This window comes from Pseudomonas sp. IT-P74, assembly GCF_949768175.1.
Lineage (GTDB): Bacteria > Pseudomonadota > Gammaproteobacteria > Pseudomonadales > Pseudomonadaceae > Aquipseudomonas.
Window position 1 is genome coordinate 108397 of sequence record NZ_CATKQD010000001.1, and the last position, 17197, is coordinate 125593.

Consider the following 17197-nt stretch of genomic DNA (forward strand, 5'->3'; position numbering starts at 1 on the left):
AGCTGAACTACGAAACGATTTTGCTGGAAACCCACGGCCGCGTTGGCCTGATCACCCTCAACCGTCCACAAGCGCTGAACGCGTTGAACGCACAGATTGTCAGCGAACTGAACCAGGCCCTCGATGGCTTCGAGGCTGACTCGAACATCGGCTGCATCGTCCTGACCGGTTCGAAAAAAGCCTTCGCCGCCGGTGCCGACATCAAGGAAATGGCCGAGCTGACCTATCCGCAGATCTACATCGACGACCTGTTCAGCGACAGCGATCGCGTGGCCAACCGCCGCAAGCCGATCATCGCGGCGGTCAACGGTTTTGCTTTGGGCGGTGGCTGTGAACTGGCGCTGATGTGCGACTTCATCCTGGCCGGCGACAACGCCCGATTCGGCCAGCCGGAAATCAACCTCGGCGTGCTGCCGGGCATGGGCGGTACCCAGCGCCTGACCCGCGCCGTGGGCAAGGCCAAGGCCATGGAAATGTGCCTGAGCGGTCGCCTGATCGATGCCGTGGAGGCGGAGCGTTGCGGGATTGTCGCGCGGATCGTGCCGAGCGATGAGCTGCTGGACGAAGCGCTGAAAGTCGCGGCGTTGATCGCCAAGAAGTCGCTGCCGATTGCGATGATGGTCAAGGAAAGCGTCAACCGCGCCTTTGAAGTGAGCCTGGCCGAAGGCGTGCGCTTTGAGCGCCGGGTGTTCCATGCGGCGTTTGCGACGCAGGATCAGAAGGAAGGGATGGCGGCGTTTATTGCCAAGCGTGAGGCTGAGTTCCAAGGTAAGTGATGTAGCGTTCTTGCGAGCCTCATCGCGAGCAGGCTCGCTCCCACATTGGACCTCAGTGTTTATGAGATCCCTTGTAGGAGCGAGCCTGCTCGCGAAAAGCCTGAGGGCACCGGGTTGATTCAGGTGCCCCGCGTCATCGTTGACCTCCATCGCGAGCTCGCTCCTACAAGGCTTCAAACCAGGTAGTTCTTCAGTTCGCGGGCAATCACTATCCGCTGAATCTCCCACATTGGACCTCAGTGTTTATGAGATCCCTTGTAGGAGCGAGCCTGCTCGCGAAAAGCCTGAGGGCACCGGGTTGATTCAGGTGCCCCGCGTCATCGTTGACCTTCATCGCGAGCGAGCTCGCTCCTACAAGCCTTCACACCAGGTAATTCTTCAGTTCGCGGGCAATCACCATCCGCTGAATCTCGCTCGACCCTTCGTAGATCTGCGTGATCCGCGCATCCCGATAGTATTTTTCCACCGGATAGTCTTCAAGGTAGCCATAGCCGCCATGAATCTGAATGGCGGACGAGCAGACCTTTTCCGCCATTTCCGACGCAAACAGCTTGGCCTGTGACGCCTCCGACAGGCAGGGTTTACCAGCGGTGCGCAGGCGTGCGGCGTGCAGGATCATCAGTCGCGCGGCGTTCAACTGCATGTGCATGTCGGCCAGCAGATTGGCGATGCTTTGGTGTTCATTGATCGTTTTTCCAAACTGCACGCGGTCGCGGGAGTAGGCCAGTGCCGCTTCGAACGCCGCGCGGGCGATGCCCAGCGCCTGGGCGGCGATGCCGATGCGGCCGCCTTCCAGGTTGGACAAGGCGATGGCCAGGCCCTTGCCGCGTTCGCCCAGCAAATTGGCCTCAGGGATACTGCAGTTGTTCAGGGTGACGGCGCAGGTATCGGAAGCACGGATGCCCATCTTGTGTTCGGTGCGGTCGACGATAAAACCGGCAGTGTCGGTCGGCACCAGGAACGCCGAGATGCCACGTTTGCCCAGGTCCGGATCAGTTACGGCAAACACAATCGCCAGTTTGGCCCGCTTGCCGTTGCTGACGAATTGTTTGGCGCCGTTGATCACCCAATGGCCGTCGCGCAGTTCGGCGCGGGTGCGCAGGTTGTGCGCCTCGGAACCGGCCTGGGGTTCGGTCAGGCAGAAGCAGCCGATGACCTGGCCGCTGGCAAGGTCCGCCAGCCAGGTCTGTTTCTGTTCTTCGCTGCCGTAGTTCAGCACAGGCCCGCAGCCCACGGAATTGTGGATGCTCATGAAGGCGCCGGTAGCACCGTCGCCGGCGGAAATCTCTTCTACCGCCAGGGCGTAGGCCACGTAGTCGACATAGGTGCCCCCCCACTCCTCGGGGACCACCATGCCCAGCAGACCCAGTTCGCCCATCTTCGCCACCAGACCGTCGTCGATCCAACCGGCCTTTTCCCAAGCCTGGGCATGGGGCGCGATTTCGCCGCGGGCAAAATCCCGGGCCATGTCGCGGATCATGACTTGCTCTTCGCTCAATTCGATATCGTGCATGGCTCAGCTCTCGTTCTGGTCAAACTCGCTGAAGAAGCTCGCCACGTGTTCGGCGTCCAGCGCCTGGAGGGTGGGCGGGTTCCAGCGTGGTGTCTTGTCTTTGTCGATCAGCAAGGCGCGCACGCCTTCGATCAGGTCGCCGCGCTCGAACCACTGGCGGTCCAGGTGCAGCTCTAGGGCGAAACATTGTTCCAGCGGCAGCTCGCGTCCGCGACGGAGCATTTCCAGGGTCACGGCCATGGCCAGCGGCGAGCGGGTTTCCAGCAGGTCGGCGGTGGTCACGGCCCACTCATGGCTGTCGGCAACCGTTACCTGGCGCAGTTGTTCCACAATACTCGGCACGTCGACCTGGGCGAAGAAGTGGTCGATGGCCGGGCGCAAAGTCGCCAGTGGCGCATCGGGCAGTTGCTGCACGCCGAGTTTCGCCAGCAGGCTTTGCAGATCCTTGAGTGGTGTGTCGTGCCATTCGAGCTGGTCGAGTTTTTCGTCCAGCGTGCCCAGCCTGGCGCTTTCGAGGTACCAGTCGGCCAGGCCGCAATACAGCGCATCGGCGGCGCGAATCTGCACACCGCTGACCCCGAGGTAAATCCCCAGTTCACCGGGAATGCGCGGCAGGAAGTAACTGCCGCCGACGTCCGGGAAATAGCCGATACCGACTTCCGGCATGGCCAGGCGGCTTTTCTCGGTGACTACCCGCAGGTCCGCGCCTTGCACCAGGCCCATGCCGCCGCCAAGGACAAAGCCGTCCATCAGGGCCAGCACCGGTTTGCGGTAGTGATGGATCGCAAGGTCCAGGGCGTATTCCTCGACGAAGAAATCTTCGTGCAGGGTGTCGCCGCTTTTGAAGCTGTCATGCAGCGAGCGAATGTCACCACCGGCACAGAAGGCTTTTTCCCCGGCACCGCGCAGGACCACGGCATGGACTTGCGGATCCTGGGCCCAGGCGTCGAGCTGGCGGTGCAGGTTGCGCACCATGTCCAGGGTGAGGGCATTGAGGCCGGCGGGGCGGTTGAGGGTCAGGTGACCAATGTGGTTGCGAACCTCGGCCAGTACTTCGTTTTGCGTGGCATCCATGGACTGAGTCCCTGGAGAAGTAACCTGAGCAGTCATCACTAACTCCCTGCTTTTATTGTTCTTTATCGAGATGCTCGCGCGCGAGCGATGGCGGATCGTATCAGTGCAAATTTGCCTTGTACAACCCGAATAAGTGCAGGTTGTCTGTGCATTTTTGCATGCCGGTGTCCGGTATTGTTACAGCGTAGACCAAGGCGAATTCAGGCAAACGCTGCGAGCAGATCCTCTTCGAACGCCTTCTGCGCCTCACCGGCCACCTGTGCGCGGTGCCGGGCCAGATGAAACGCGACGTCGAAACTCATGTCGCCTCGGCGCACAGCCCTGAGCAAACCCTTGTCTTCCCAACCACGGGCGAAGTGGCTGGGCAAGTAACCGACATGCTTGCCGGAAAGGATGAAGGCGAGGGTGCCTTCGACTTGTTCGGAGCGCGCCGAACACAACTTGCCCTGGAAGGGTTCGTCACTGCGCAGGAAGCGGTAGGGGTGATCGACCCGGTCGCAGGCCTGCAAATCCTGATCGTCGGGGGCCGGATTGGTGAACAGCGGATGGCCGGGGGCGCAATACAGATGCTGGGTTTCAATGAACAATTGGCGGTAGTCAAACGCGCTTTGCACTTGGGAGAAATAGCCGATGGCCAGGTCCAGCCGCTGTTGCAGCAGCAAACGCTCCATTTCACCAGGCATGGCGCTGATCAGTTCGATGCGCACGGACTCGTCCCGCTCACGGAAGCGCCGGATCGCCTCGGCCACCCGTTGCAACACCGATTGATCCAGGGCTTCGGACAGGCCCAGGCGCACTTCGCCAATCAAGCGCCCGGCCACGCCGTTGGATTGATGACGGAAGGCTTCGATGGACTGGAACAGTCCACGGGTTGCGCTGAGCAGTTGTTCTCCCTTGGGCGTGACCCTGAACCCTCCCTTGCCGCGACTGCATAGCCGATAGCCCAGGCGGGTTTCAAGTTTGGCCATTTGCTGGCTGATGCTCGACTGGCTCAACCCCAGTTCGCCCTGGGCGGCGCTGAAACCGCCGCACTCCACCACGCTGACAAACAGACGCAACAATTGCAGATCCAGATCGTGGAGTTGGCCGAGCATCAAACATTACTCCGTCATAAAGTCAGGTTAATTAACTTGATATTTTACCAATGTATCCGACGACGCATCCTGCCACCACGTCCTCTGGTCAGGTGTTCGTCATGGCTCCCATGTTCAAGCTGTGTTTACCCGCGCTGTTCCTTGCCATGGCCGCATCGGCCCAGGCCGAAGACAAGGTGGTCAATCTGTACAGTTGGGCCGATTACGTGGCCCCCGAAACCCTGCAACGGTTCGAGCAGGAGACGGGTATCCATGTGCGCTATGACACCTTCGACTCTTCGGAAGTACTGGAGACCAAGTTGCTCACCGGCGGCAGCGGTTATGACGTGGTGGTGCCGTCCTCCAGCGTACTGGCCCGGGGGCTTGCGGCCGGGGCGTTGAAACCGATTCCCCACGAAGGACTCAAGGGTTACGCCAACCTCGACCCGGACTTGCTCGAAAAACTCGCCGCTGTCGACCCGGGCAACCGCTATGGCGTGCCTTACACCTGGGGCACCCTGGGTTTGGGCATGAACGTCGAGGCGGTCAGGCAGCGCTTGCCGGATGCGCCGCTCAACAGCCTGGACCTGCTGTTCAAACCCGAGTACGCGAGCAAGTTGAAGGACTGCGGCATCGCCATTCTCGACTCGCCCCAGGAGGTGATCGGACTGGCGTTGCACTACCTGGGTAAAGATCCCTACAGCACGGACAAGAACGATCTGTCAGCCGCCGAGGCGTTGCTGCATCAGTTACAGCCGAACGTGCTGTACGTCGCCACCGGGCGGCAGATCAGCGACCTGGCCAATGGCAGCGTGTGCCTGGCGCTGACCTACAACGGTGACGCGAGCATGGCTGCCGACCAGGCACGCAAGGCCGACAAACCCTTTGAAATCGCCTACCGGATTCCCAAGGAAGGCACCCTCGTGTGGCAGGACAACCTGGCGATTCCCAAGGACGCGCCGCACCCCGAAGCCGCCCGCGCCTTTATCGAGTTCATGTTGCGCCCCGAGTCCGTGGCGGCACTGACCAACACCTTGTTCTTCGCCACGGCGAACCAGGCCGCCACGCCGCTGGTGGATGAAGCGGTGCGCACCGATCCGGACATCTACCCGCTGGCCGACGTGCGGGAGCGGCTGTACGCCGACCGCAGCATGAACCTCAAGGACATGCGCCAGCGTACCCGCTTGTGGACCACTTTCCGTAGCCGCCAATAAGAAAAGAGAAGGAGCCTTCAATGGACGTCCCGATGCAGAACGATCAAGCCCTTACCCGTGACAGCCTTTACGGCACGGCCGCCGAAAGTACCTACGCCGGCATCACCAGTTTCATGCGTCGGCGTTACAGTCGCGACCTGCGTGGCGTTGATGTGGCGGTCAGTGGCGTGCCGTTCGACACCGCCACCAGCAACCGCCCAGGCGCTCGCTTCGGACCACGTGGCATTCGTGCGGCCTCTGCCGGGATCGCCTGGGAACGGCACTGGCCATGGACGTTTGATCCGTTCGATCACCTGGCGGTCATCGACTACGGCGATTGCGATTTCGATTACGGCTCGCCGCAGTCGACGCCCGAAATGATTGAGGCCCACGCCGAGCACATTCTCGATGCCGGCACGGCGATGCTGACCTTTGGCGGCGATCATTTCATCACCTATCCGCTGCTCAAGGCCCATGCCCGCAAGCACGGGGCCTTGTCGCTGATCCACTTCGACGCCCACAGCGACACCTGGCCGGACGAAGAGGGCAAGCGCATCGATCACGGCACCATGTTCTGGCACGCGGCCAAAGAAGGGCTGGTGGATCCATCGCGCTCAGTACAAATCGGCTTGCGCACCACCAATGACGACCATCAAGGCTTTCAAGTGCTCGACGCGCGGCAGGTGCATCGCCGTGGCTGCGAAGCGATCGTCGAGGCGATTCGCGCCCGGGTCGGCGACAACCCGGTGTACCTGACCTTCGACATCGACTGCCTCGATCCGGCGTACGCCCCAGGCACCGGAACCCCCGTGTGCGGCGGCTTGAGCACGGTGCAGGCGCTGGAGATTCTCGGTGGCCTGCGCGGGATCAACCTGGTGGGCATGGACGTGGTGGAAGTGGCTCCGGTCTATGACAGCGCGGAGATCACGTCACTGGCGGCGGCGACATTGGCGATGGAAATGCTGTGTCTGTATGCGGCCAGGCATAAGGTCGATAAGTAGTACGCGGTCGAAATGCAGGAGCGAGCCTGCTCGCGATAGCGATCGTTCAGCCAACATGGATGTTGAATGTTCCGCCCTCATCGCGAGCAGGCTCGCTCCCACAGTTTTGATTTGTGTCAGGCCACTGGAATCATTGGCAGGTCGAGGATCTGACCGCCGCTGAACCGTGCGGACGAACCGGAAATGGATTCGTGCGGCACGCCTTTGGCCACGTCACTGACGGCGTCCAGTCGTGCCATTTGCTCGGTGCTCAACTGCACATTCAGCGCACCTAACGTGGCGTCCAGTTGCTCCCGGGTCCGGGAACCGAGGATCGGAATCAGCGCCGTGGTCGAGCGCCTGGCCTTTTCCCGCAGCCAGGCGATGGCCACGTGGGTCGGGCTGGCGTCCAGTTCGGCGGCGACATCGATCAAGGTGTCGAGCAGGGCGGTTTCGCGGGCGCTTTTTTCGGCATGAATCAGCACGCCGAGCTTGTTCGCGCGATTGTCGCCCTCACTGTTGCGATATTTACCCGTCAGGAAGCCGCCACCCAGCGGCGACCACAAGGTCGCTGCCAGGCCCAGGGCTTCGGCCATCGGCAGTTGTTCACGCTCAGCAGTGCGTTCGGCGAGGCTGTACTCGACCTGGATCGCGGCAATCGGCGCAAAACCACGCACCTCGGCCAGCAGGTCGGCACGGGCGATGCGCCACGCGGGGAAGTTCGACAGCCCGGCGTAATGAATCTTGCCGGCACTGACCAGATCGTCGAAGCCGCGCAGGATCTCTTCCATGGGCGTGACGCCGTCGCTCATGTGCGCCCAGAACAGGTCGATATGCTCGGTCTTCAGGCGTTTCAGGCTTTCTTCGACGGCACGTACCATGTTCTTGCGACTGTTGCCGGTGTGGGAAATACCGTCTGCCGGTGTAGTCCCGAGGGTGTATTTGGTGGCGATGACCAGGTGATCCCGTTCTGCGGCAATGAATTCGCTGAGCATGGCCTCGGACTGTCCGCCCTGATAGCCATTGGCGGTATCGATGAAATTGCCACCGGCCTCCAGATAGGCATCAAAAATCCGCATGGCTTCGTCACGCTCGGCGCCATGGCCCCAGCCGGTACCGAAGTTGCCGGCACCCAACGCCAGTTCGGAAACACGCAAGCCGGTTTTACGACCGAAAACTTTGTAATGCATGGGATGACTCCAGATGGGTGGCGACAAGATTCAATAGATTGCATATGACATTTATAAATATGATGCTGATAATCTAATGCGTCAAGGTGCTTTTCCTTCCTGCATAAATTCGCCGATCACTGGTCGCGTTATCGATACGCAATGGCATACTGCCGCCCATGACTATCTATTCCCCCTTAAGCGCCTGGCAGCATGCCATCGAACAAAAGGGCTTCGTCCAGGACGAGGCCCAGGAACATGCCGTGTGGGCCCTGCAAAAGTGCCACGAAGCGCTGCGTGAAGGCCGCTCGTCCATTTCCGGCGTGTACCTGTGGGGGCCGGTGGGGCGGGGCAAGACCTGGCTGATGGACCAGTTTTACCAAAGCCTGCGGGTACCGGCGCGGCGCCAGCACTTTCACCACTTCATGGGCTGGGTGCACCAGCGCTCCTTTCAACTGACCGGCACCGCCGACCCGCTCAAGGCGTTGGCCCGGGAACTGGCCGAAGAAGTGCGGGTGCTTTGTTTCGATGAGCTGTTCGTCAATGACATCGGCGATGCGATCATTCTCGGGCGCCTGTTCCAGGTGATGTTCGAACAGGGCGTGGTGGTGGTCTGCACGTCCAATCTGCCGCCGGACCAGTTGTACGCCGACGGTTTCAATCGCGACCGTTTCATGCCCGCCATCGCGGCGATCAAGCAGCACATGCAGGTGATTGCGGTGGATGGCGGGGAAGACCATCGCCTGCATCCGGGGGCCGGTTTGCAACGTTATTGGGTGGCCGAGCCCGGTAACCTCGGCGCTTTGGGTGAAGTATTCCAGTTGTTGAGCGTCGGCCAGTCAGTATCGAGCGAGCCAGTCAAGGTCGGTCACCGTTCCCTTGAGGTGATCGAGGCCAGCCCGACGGTGCTCTGGATCCGTTATGCCGCGCTGTGCGAGCAACCCTTCGCGGCCATGGATTTCGTCGCCCTGTGCGATACCTACGGCGCTATTCTGTTGAGTGACGTGCCCAACCTCAGCGCAGAGAAACGCGCCGGGCGTATTGCCCGTGGCACAGAGGACGGTGTCGAGCGGGTGGAAGCGGGGGACCGTGAGTTGCCGCAGTTGTCGGTGCATGACGACGGTGTGCGACGGTTCATTGCCCTGGTGGACGAGTGCTACGACCGCAAGGTGCCGCTGTACCTTGAAGCGCAAGTGCCCATGGCGTCGCTTTACACCGAGGGTTATCTGGAATTCCCGTTCCGCCGTACCCTCAGCCGATTACAGGAAATGCAACTGCAACGGTTTGCCGAAGTTTGATCAGGATTTGATCGGGAGCAGCGAACATGAATCAGCCCCTGTCACACCATTTGCTGACCATGGCCTATCAGAACGCCTGGGCCAATCACCGCCTGGCCAAGGCCTGGCGTCAGTTGAGCCCGCAGGAACTGAGCGCGCCCCGGATCAGTTTCTTCCCGACGATCCGCGCCACCCTCAACCATATCCTCACCTGTGACTGGCTTTATGTGGACGCCCTGGAGCGCGAACTGCGCGGCGACGATCCGCATCCCGATTACCGGGTGTTCTTCAAGGAAGACGAGCCCTGTCTTGTTGCGCCAGACCTGGTTGGCGAACAGGCCCGTGTCGACCGCCGGCTGATCGCCTACTGCGAGCAGATGCGCGATGCCGACCTCGGCAAAATCGTGACCATCGCCCGCGACACCCCGCAATACGACAGTCGCTTGCGCCTGCTGTCCCATTTGTTTGAGCACCAGATCCATCACCGCGGCCAGGTTCACGCCATGCTCAGCGGCACTTCGGTCAAGCCACCGCAACTCGACGAGTTTTTCTGCGCCGGTGAGTCGCACTTGCGCGCCGAGGACTTTGCCGAGTTGGGATGGACCGAAGCCTTGATCTGGGGCGCTTGAGCGGCAAAAGATTTCCTCGGTTGCGATTGTCGTCGGCACGGTGCTCGCGCTATGGTCAGCGCGCACTTCAGCGTGAAATACATGCTGGGGGCTACTTCATGAGTGATCGAGGATGGAAATGGACTTCGCAGAAATTCTTGTGCTTCAGGCCAGTTACACCAATCCGGTGCATGCCGAGGCTATTTGTCTGGTGTTGAACCACTACGCCGCGGACCCGATGGGGGGCGGCCAGCCATTGCCGGCCCATGTACTTGAGCAACTCCCGGCAGAACTTGCCCGGCGTCCCCACGCCTTCAGTGTGCTGGCCTTTGTCGGTGGCGAGCCGGCCGGGCTGGTCAATTGCTTCGAGGGATTCTCGACCTTCGCCTGCCGGCCGCTGGTCAATGTGCACGATGTGTCGGTGGTGAAAAAATTTCGCGGCCTGGGCTTGAGCCAGAAGATGCTGCAAAAGGTCGAGGACATCGCTCGTCAACGTGGTTGCTGCAAGCTCACCCTGGAAGTGCTGGAAGGCAATGCCGTGGCCCAGGGCTCCTATGAAAAAGCCGGTTTCGCCGCCAGCATGTTTGACCCGGCACACGGACGGATGCTGTTCTGGACCAAGAGCCTCTGATTCAACAGGCAAAAAAAGGGCGTCCATCAGGACGCCCGACAGTCTTCTTTGAAGCTAACGATCATTTCGGTCTGTAGGTTTCAGTCATTTGTGCGGTTTGATCGTCCGGAACCCTCAGCGCAGTGCTTTGGATAGGGTGCCCCAGGGCTTCTTGCTGGGCCAGTCGCAGGCTTTCGTAGTAATAGCGCATGCGTTCGGCCCCACCTTCGGCAAAAGCGCTGGTTGAGCCCAAGGCCATCAGGCCGGCGAGAATCATTGCGGTGTGTTTCATGGTTTGCCTCCCACTACAGATGTCGGATGCCTTTCGTCCATGAATCAATGAAGCAGTGTCGAAATGGCATTATCCGCCGATTCGGTTAAATGGGAATGAACTTCGCCAACGACCTGAATGGCTGCAGCGGGGCATGAAAAAGGGGCCGGAACCGGCCCCTGAAAGGATTACTGCTGGACGACCGTCGGTGGCGTCCTGGGCTTCATCAGACTGAAGTCGATCAACGCCCGTTGCTCACGCTCATAGGGGTTGCCGATCATCAATGGCCGGGGCTTGAAGCTGTCGCTGACGAGGCTTTTGCTGCGATCGAGTTCATCGAAACTCAGGCCGGCCAGGTCCGCCCAGGTGTGGATCAGGTGCGAGCTGCTGTAAGGACGCGAGAGATCACCGGCGAGGTTCCAGTCATGGGTTGCGCGCCATTTCGGCGAAGCCCAGGCCATGAACGGAATGGTGTACATCGGTGCTGTCGGCTTGTTCTCGTTGCGCCCCAGGGTGCTGTGGCCCACGGAATCGAACACGTCTTCACCATGGTCGGACAGGTACAGCAGGAAGCCGTTGGGATCGGTCCTGGCGTAGTCCTTGATCAGGCTGGACACCACGAAGTCGTTGTACAGCACGGCATTGTCGTAGCTGTTGTACGTGGGCAACTGGTCATCGCGAATACCGGCAGGCACGCCTTCGCGGTCCTGGAACTTGTCGAAGGTCGACGGGTAGCGGTACTGGTAGCTCATGTGCGTGCCGAGCAAATGCACGACGATGAGTTTACGCGGTGCCCCGTCGGCGAGGGCCTTGTTGAACGGCTCGATCACGTCGCCATCGTATTGGGCGGCGTTCTGGTTGCGGTTGTTGTTCAGGTACACCTGCTCGTCGGCCTGTTCGGAGAAGGTCGTGAGCATGGTGTTGCGCTTGGTCATGGTCTGCTGGTTGGTGATCCAGAAGGTCTTGTAGCCCGCCTGTTTCATCATGCTGACCAGCGATGGCGTCGACAGGTACAGGTCCGGGTTTTCTTCGTCGGCGAAGGTCAGGACCTGCTGCAGCGCCTCAATGGTGTAGGGGCGCGGGGTGATGACGTTGTCGAAAACGTCCAGTTGATCCTTGAGCTTGTCCAGTTCCGGCGTGGTTGGCCGGGGATAGCCGTACAGGCTCATGCGTTGGCGGTTGGTGGACTCGCCGATCACCAGCACCAGGGTCGCAGGCGTGTTGGCCATGACGTCCTTGAGGTTGTGCAGCGGTGGAATCTTGCTGGCGCTTTCCAGCATGTCCTGCATGCCGGCCAGGGTGTCGAGGTAACGGTGATAGGCCACCGCCATCTGCCATGGCACCGCCGGTTCGATGCGGGTTTCGAACTTCTCGAAGCCGGCGGCGAAACTGCCGGTGCGCTGGGTCTGCTTGATCAGTGGATAGGCGACCACGGCGAACAGGAGGGCTGTTGCCGCGACCAGTGCCTTGCCACGCGACAGGTACACCGGGCGCAGGCGTGTCCACAGGAACCAGGAAAAAGCGCTGTGGGCCAGGAACGCCGGGACCATCCACCAGGCAAAGTATTGGGTCATGTACTCGCCGGCTTCAGCCACGTTCGACTCGAACATGATGAAGATGACGCTCTGGGAAAATTCCTGCTGATAAATGAAGAAGTAACCCAGGCTCGCCATGGAACACGCCCACAGCACGACGCCGATCACGGCAGCCATGACGCGGGTTTGCCGGGGGAACAGCAGCATCGGCGCCAGCCAGATGGCGCTCATGACGAAGGCCTGGCGGAACCCGGTAAAGCCGGAGGTGCCAGTCAGCTGGATCAGTAGTTGGGTGATGCCGGAAAAGTACCAGAAGAAGACAAACAGCCAGACAAATCCGGCCCAATCGAAACCTGCCGCAGTGGTTTTACTGCGTTTAAACCAAGACATTCAGCGCTCCAGCCGAGAATTCACTACCACCGCCGTGACTTGGATATCGCGGACGACGAACGAGGGCCGCGCGGAATCGGGCGACCTAAACGAGTAATTATCGTGGGGCAATTGTGAAAATTTTGTGAGTTGCCAAGGGTGGCAGGGCATGAGCCGGTGCGGAAACAGTGCAGACTGCTTCCGCTTCAAAGGAGGGAATCAGGTGAGCGGGGTGCGCTACACCGCAGCCAGGGGCTGCACTTGACTGGCTTGCAGCAATAGCCGCAATTGCGCCAGCTCCTGTTTCAACTGATCGCGTTCGTTTTTCAGCTGACGCAATTCATCGCGACGGATTGTGACGTAAAGGGTTTGTGCTGGCAGTGCGGTATGTACTGTGCCCATTGCTCACCTCGCAAATGGCGTGTCTCAACTGTGGGTACGCCTCGAAATCCGGGGCTGACCTACTATCGGCGCCAATTTTGATTTCTTTTGCCCCCAAAGGGAACTTTTTTATTTTTCATGGTCGTTGTGTCTTCGGTTTGATTCCCGACGTTATCCATCAGGATCGGGCACAATGCCCGGAAACTTCACGCCAACGCTCTGGACTAACCTCATGAGTCGCGTTGGGCTATAACCTTTGACACACTTTAATTTGTAGTAGGGAGCATCAGCACATGCAACTCGGGATTATTGGACTGGGCCGCATGGGCGGCAATATTGCGCGGCGCCTGATGCTCAACGGGCACACCACCGTTGTTTACGATCGCAATACCGCCTTTGTCGAAGCCCTGGCCACAGAGGGCTCCACCGGCGTCAGCGATCTGCCGGCGCTGGTCGCCGGCCTGGCCAGGCCGCGTGCGGTCTGGGTCATGCTGCCGGCCGGCGCGCCGACCGAAGAAACCATCGACACCCTGAGCACCTTGCTCGAAGCCGGCGACACCATCATCGACGGCGGCAACACCTTCTATAAGGACGATATCCGCCGGGCCAAGACCCTGTCGGAAAAAGGCCTGCACTACATCGACGTCGGTACATCCGGCGGCGTCTGGGGCCTGGAGCGCGGTTACTGCATGATGATCGGTGGCGATGCCGAGACCGTTAAACGCCTCGACCCGCTGTTCGCAACCCTGGCCCCGGGCATGGGCGACATCCCGCGCACCAAGGACCGCAAGTCCGAAGACGATCGAGCCGAACGTGGTTATATTCATGCAGGTCCGGCCGGCGCCGGGCATTTCGTGAAAATGATCCACAACGGCATCGAATACGGAATGATGCAGGCGTTTGCAGAAGGCTTCGACATCCTCAAGACCAAAAACAGCGAGAGCCTGCCGCAAGACCAGCGTTTCGACCTGAACGTCGCCGACATCGCCGAAGTGTGGCGTCGTGGCAGCGTGGTGTCCTCGTGGTTGCTCGACCTGACGGCCGACGCCCTGGCCAGCGACTCGAAACTCGACGGTTTCTCCGGGTCCGTGGCCGACAGCGGTGAAGGGCAATGGACCATCGAAGCCGCCATGGAACAAGCGGTGCCGGTGCCGGTGCTGTCGAATTCGCTGTTCTCCCGCTACCGTTCCCGTGGACAAGGCAGTTTCGGCGACAAGATTCTCTCGGCCCAGCGCTTTGGCTTCGGTGGCCATGTGGAGACCTCGAAAAAATGACCCACGCGATCCGCAGGAAATCCAAGGCTGAGCCCGCTCCACCGACCACGCTGTTTCTGTTTGGCGCCCACGGTGACCTGGTCAAGCGTCTGTTGGTACCGGCGCTGTATAACCTCAAGCGCAACGGGTTACTCGGGGATGGACTGCGGATCATCGGCGTTGACCATAACGCCATCAGCGATGAAGGCTTTGCGCAAAAGCTCGAAGAGTTCATTCGCAACGAGATGGCTGGCAAGGGTGACCACACCCTTGATCCAGCGGTCTGGTCAAGACTTGCCAAAGGCATCAGCTACGTCCAGGGCGATTTCCTGGACGACAGCACTTATCAAGCGCTGGCGGCGAAAATCGCCGACAGCGGTACCGGCAATGCGGTGTTCTACCTGGCCACCGCGCCGCGTTTCTTCAGTGAAGTGGCACGTCGTCTCGGTGCCGCCGGATTGCTGGAGGAAACTCCCGAGGCGTTCAGAAGGGTGGTGATCGAAAAGCCCTTCGGCTCCGACCTGCATACGGCCGAGGCCTTGAACGCCTGCCTGCTCAAGGTGATGACGGAAAAGCAGATTTACCGGATCGACCATTACCTGGGCAAGGAGACCGTGCAGAACATCCTGGTCAGCCGCTTCTCCAACAGCCTGTTCGAAGCGTTCTGGAACAATCACTACATCGACCACGTGCAGATCACCGCCGCCGAAACCGTCGGCGTGGAAACCCGTGGCAGTTTCTATGAGCACACCGGCGCGCTGCGGGACATGGTGCCCAATCACCTGTTCCAGTTGCTGGCGATGGTGGCCATGGAGCCACCCGCGGCGTTTGGTGCCGATGCAGTGCGCGGCGAGAAAGCCAAGGTCGTTGGCGCGATCCGTCCATGGACAGTCGAGGAGGCCCGCGCCAACTCGGTGCGCGGCCAATACGCCGCCGGTGAAATCGATGGCAAGGCGCTGCCGGGCTACCGCCAGGAAGACAAGGTCGCGCCCGACAGCAATACCGAAACCTATGTGGCCCTCAAGGTCATGATCGACAACTGGCGTTGGGTCGGCGTGCCGTTCTACCTGCGCACCGGCAAGCGCATGAGCGTGCGTGACACCGAGATCGTGATCTGCTTCAAGCCGGCGCCCTATGCACAGTTCCGCGATACCGAAGTCGATGAGCTGCAGCCGACCTATCTGCGCATTCAGATTCAGCCGAACGAAGGCATGTGGTTTGACCTGTTGGCCAAGCGCCCCGGTCAGGCCCTGAAAATGGACAACATCGAGCTGGGGTTCGCCTACAAGGACTTCTTCGAGATGCAGCCGTCTACTGGCTACGAGACCCTGATCTACGATTGCCTGACGGGTGACCAGACGTTGTTCCAGCGCGCCGACAACATCGAAAACGGCTGGCGCGCGGTGCAACCGTTCCTGGATGCCTGGCAGCAGGATTCCACCGTGCAGCGCTATGCCGCCGGGGAAAACGGCCCCAGGGCCGGCGAAGAACTGCTCACCCGTGACGGCCGCGTCTGGCACCGCCTCGGATAATGTGGGAGCGAGCTTGCTCGCTCCCACAGGGTCGGTGGTGTCAGAGCCAGTAGCTCACCGCATACCACCCGAGCACGCCCATCACCACGGTGTACGGCAACGCCATCCAGACCATGCGCCCATAAGACAGGCGCACCAGCGGTGCAATCGCCGAAGTCAGCAGGAACAGGAACGCCGCCTGACCGTTGGGTGTCGCCACGCTCGGCAGGTTGGTGCCGGTGTTGATCGCAATGGCCAGGGTTTCGAAATGCTCACGGGTCATCTCGCCTGCCATGAAGGCGCGCTTCACTTCGGTGATGTAAATGGTTGCCACGAACACATTGTCGCTGATGGCGGACAACAGGCCGTTGGCGATGAACAGCATGCCCGGTTGCTGGTCTGCCGGCAGCATCAGCACCCAGTGGATCAGCGGGGCGAACAGTTGCTGATCGTGAATCACCGCGACCACGGCGAAAAACACCACCAGCAATGAGGTAAACGGCATGGCGTCCTTGAACGCGGTGCCCAGGCGGTGTTCGTCGGTGATGCCGGTAAAGGCGGTGATCAGCACGATCACCATCAAGCCGATCAAACCCACTTCGGCGATGTGAAACGCCAGCCCGGCAATCAGAATCAATGCGGCAAAGCCTTGCACCAGAAGCGCTGCGCGTTGGCGCGTGGTGCGCTCGGCATTGTCTTCGGCGGCGTAGTTGGCCAGCACCGCACGGACGTTATCCGGCAGCAGCGTGCCGTAGCCGAACCAGCGCAATTTTTCCAGCAGGACGCAGGTTACCAGCCCGGCAACCAGTACCGGCAGGGATACCGGCGCGACCCGGGTAAAGAACTCGGCGAAGTGCCAGCCCATTTCATGGCCGATCAGCAGGTTCTGCGGTTCTCCCACCAGCGTACACACACCGCCCAGCGCGGTGCCCACGGCGCCGTGCATCAGCAGGCTGCGCAGAAAAGCGCGGAACTGTTCCAGATCGCCCTGATGCAGGGTGGGCAGATGATTGTCGTCGCTGTACTCGCTGTCCTGACGCGGATCGTTGCCCGAGGCGACGCGGTGATACACCGAGTAAAAGCCTACGGCGGCGCTGATGATCACGGCGGTCACGGTCAGGGCATCGAGGAACGCCGACAGAAAGGCCGACAAAAAGCAGAACATCAGGGCCAGCAGGGCCTTGGAGCGGACCCCGAGCAGCAGGCGCGAAAACAGGTACAGCAACAGGTCCTTCATGAAATAGATACCGGCCACCATGAACATCAGCAGCAGGATCACCGGGAAGTTGTGCAGTAACTCGTCGTACAGCGCCTGGGGCGTGGTCATCTTCAGCAGCAGGGCTTCAATCATCAACAGGCCGCCGGGCATCAGCGGGTAGCATTTGAGCGCCATGGCCAGGGTGAAGATGAACTCCAGCACCAGGAGCCAGCCGGCAGCCACCGGGCCCGCGGTCCACAGCACCAGGGCATTGAGAATCAGAAAGCCGACGATGCAGGCCTTGTACCAACGGGGCGAGTGCCCGAGAAAGTTGTGCGCGAACGCCTGGGCCATTGAACCGGACATCGGCTGCTCCTTGTCTTGAGAAGCGCGCAACTTGCCGTAA

General features: G+C 60.5%; 16 protein-coding genes. 8 read left to right on the forward strand and 8 right to left on the reverse strand.

From position 1 onward, the window contains the following. Positions 1-2: 2 nt before the first annotated feature. Positions 3-776 (forward strand): enoyl-CoA hydratase, encoded by a 774-nt coding sequence (locus ACM6J5_RS00525; RefSeq protein WP_056724587.1) that lies wholly within the window; start codon positions 3-5, stop codon positions 774-776. Between the two features lie 361 nt (positions 777-1137). Here ACM6J5_RS00525 and ACM6J5_RS00530 read toward each other — a convergent pair whose 3' ends face one another. From ACM6J5_RS00530 to ACM6J5_RS00540, 3 genes are all read right to left on the reverse strand, one after another. Further along, on the reverse strand, positions 1138-2289 hold the full coding sequence (locus ACM6J5_RS00530) for an acyl-CoA dehydrogenase family protein (protein WP_150672446.1): 1152 nt from the start codon (positions 2287-2289) through the stop codon (positions 1138-1140). A gap of 3 nt (positions 2290-2292) precedes the next feature. Continuing rightward, on the reverse strand, positions 2293-3399 hold the full coding sequence (locus ACM6J5_RS00535; protein WP_150672447.1) for an enoyl-CoA hydratase/isomerase family protein: 1107 nt from the start codon (positions 3397-3399) through the stop codon (positions 2293-2295). A 164-nt stretch (positions 3400-3563) separates the two neighbouring features. After that, a complete protein-coding gene (locus tag ACM6J5_RS00540) occupies positions 3564-4457 on the reverse strand; it encodes a LysR family transcriptional regulator (RefSeq protein ID WP_414927570.1) in 894 nt (297 codons plus the stop codon). A gap of 101 nt (positions 4458-4558) precedes the next feature. Between ACM6J5_RS00540 and ACM6J5_RS00545 the strand changes: the two genes are divergently transcribed. Next, complete coding sequence (locus ACM6J5_RS00545) at positions 4559-5650, forward strand: polyamine ABC transporter substrate-binding protein (protein WP_150672449.1); 1092 nt, start codon at positions 4559-4561, stop codon at positions 5648-5650. A gap of 20 nt (positions 5651-5670) precedes the next feature. Then, positions 5671-6630, forward strand: a complete 960-nt coding sequence (gene speB / locus ACM6J5_RS00550; RefSeq protein WP_095945610.1) for an agmatinase — start codon at positions 5671-5673, stop codon at positions 6628-6630. Between the two features lie 116 nt (positions 6631-6746). Here speB and ACM6J5_RS00555 read toward each other — a convergent pair whose 3' ends face one another. Then, entirely contained in the window at positions 6747-7799 is a 1053-nt protein-coding gene (locus ACM6J5_RS00555; RefSeq protein ID WP_414927571.1) for an aldo/keto reductase, read from the reverse strand. A gap of 158 nt (positions 7800-7957) precedes the next feature. Between ACM6J5_RS00555 and zapE the strand changes: the two genes are divergently transcribed. The 3 genes from zapE to ACM6J5_RS00570 all read left to right on the forward strand — a co-directional run bounded on the left by zapE (position 7958) and on the right by ACM6J5_RS00570 (position 10294). Then, a complete protein-coding gene (zapE, locus tag ACM6J5_RS00560) occupies positions 7958-9076 on the forward strand; it encodes a cell division protein ZapE (RefSeq protein WP_414927572.1) in 1119 nt (372 codons plus the stop codon). 26 nt (positions 9077-9102) lie between these two features. After that, complete coding sequence (locus ACM6J5_RS00565) at positions 9103-9684, forward strand: DinB family protein (RefSeq protein WP_095945613.1); 582 nt, start codon at positions 9103-9105, stop codon at positions 9682-9684. A 118-nt stretch (positions 9685-9802) separates the two neighbouring features. Then, the gene (locus tag ACM6J5_RS00570) at positions 9803-10294 is read left to right on the forward strand and encodes a GNAT family N-acetyltransferase (protein ID WP_414927573.1); all 492 of its coding nucleotides are present in this window, start codon (positions 9803-9805) and stop codon (positions 10292-10294) included. 61 nt (positions 10295-10355) lie between these two features. Here the strand turns inward: ACM6J5_RS00570 and ACM6J5_RS00575 are convergent, their stop codons facing one another. The 3 genes from ACM6J5_RS00575 to ACM6J5_RS00585 form a co-directional block, all read right to left on the reverse strand. Then, entirely contained in the window at positions 10356-10565 is a 210-nt protein-coding gene (locus ACM6J5_RS00575; protein ID WP_095945614.1) for a hypothetical protein, read from the reverse strand. Between the two features lie 167 nt (positions 10566-10732). Further along, positions 10733-12469, reverse strand: coding sequence for a phosphoethanolamine transferase CptA (locus tag ACM6J5_RS00580; protein ID WP_414927574.1), 1737 nt, complete (start codon positions 12467-12469; stop codon positions 10733-10735). A gap of 216 nt (positions 12470-12685) precedes the next feature. Continuing rightward, the gene (locus ACM6J5_RS00585; RefSeq protein ID WP_191628375.1) at positions 12686-12850 is read right to left on the reverse strand and encodes a DUF6026 family protein; all 165 of its coding nucleotides are present in this window, start codon (positions 12848-12850) and stop codon (positions 12686-12688) included. Positions 12851-13122: 272 nt separating this feature from the next. Here ACM6J5_RS00585 and gnd point away from each other — a divergent pair, with 272 nt between their 5' ends. Continuing rightward, complete coding sequence (gene gnd, locus ACM6J5_RS00590; RefSeq protein ID WP_150672455.1) at positions 13123-14103, forward strand: phosphogluconate dehydrogenase (NAD(+)-dependent, decarboxylating); 981 nt, start codon at positions 13123-13125, stop codon at positions 14101-14103. Further along, complete coding sequence (gene zwf, locus ACM6J5_RS00595; RefSeq protein ID WP_095945617.1) at positions 14100-15614, forward strand: glucose-6-phosphate dehydrogenase; 1515 nt, start codon at positions 14100-14102, stop codon at positions 15612-15614. Before gnd ends, zwf begins: the two co-directional genes overlap by 4 nt. Before the next feature lie 40 nt (positions 15615-15654). On the opposite strand, the gene nhaB is transcribed toward zwf, so the two are convergent. Continuing rightward, positions 15655-17157 (reverse strand): sodium/proton antiporter NhaB, encoded by a 1503-nt coding sequence (gene nhaB, locus ACM6J5_RS00600; RefSeq protein WP_095945618.1) that lies wholly within the window; start codon positions 17155-17157, stop codon positions 15655-15657. Between the last annotated feature and the right edge of the window lie 40 nt (positions 17158-17197).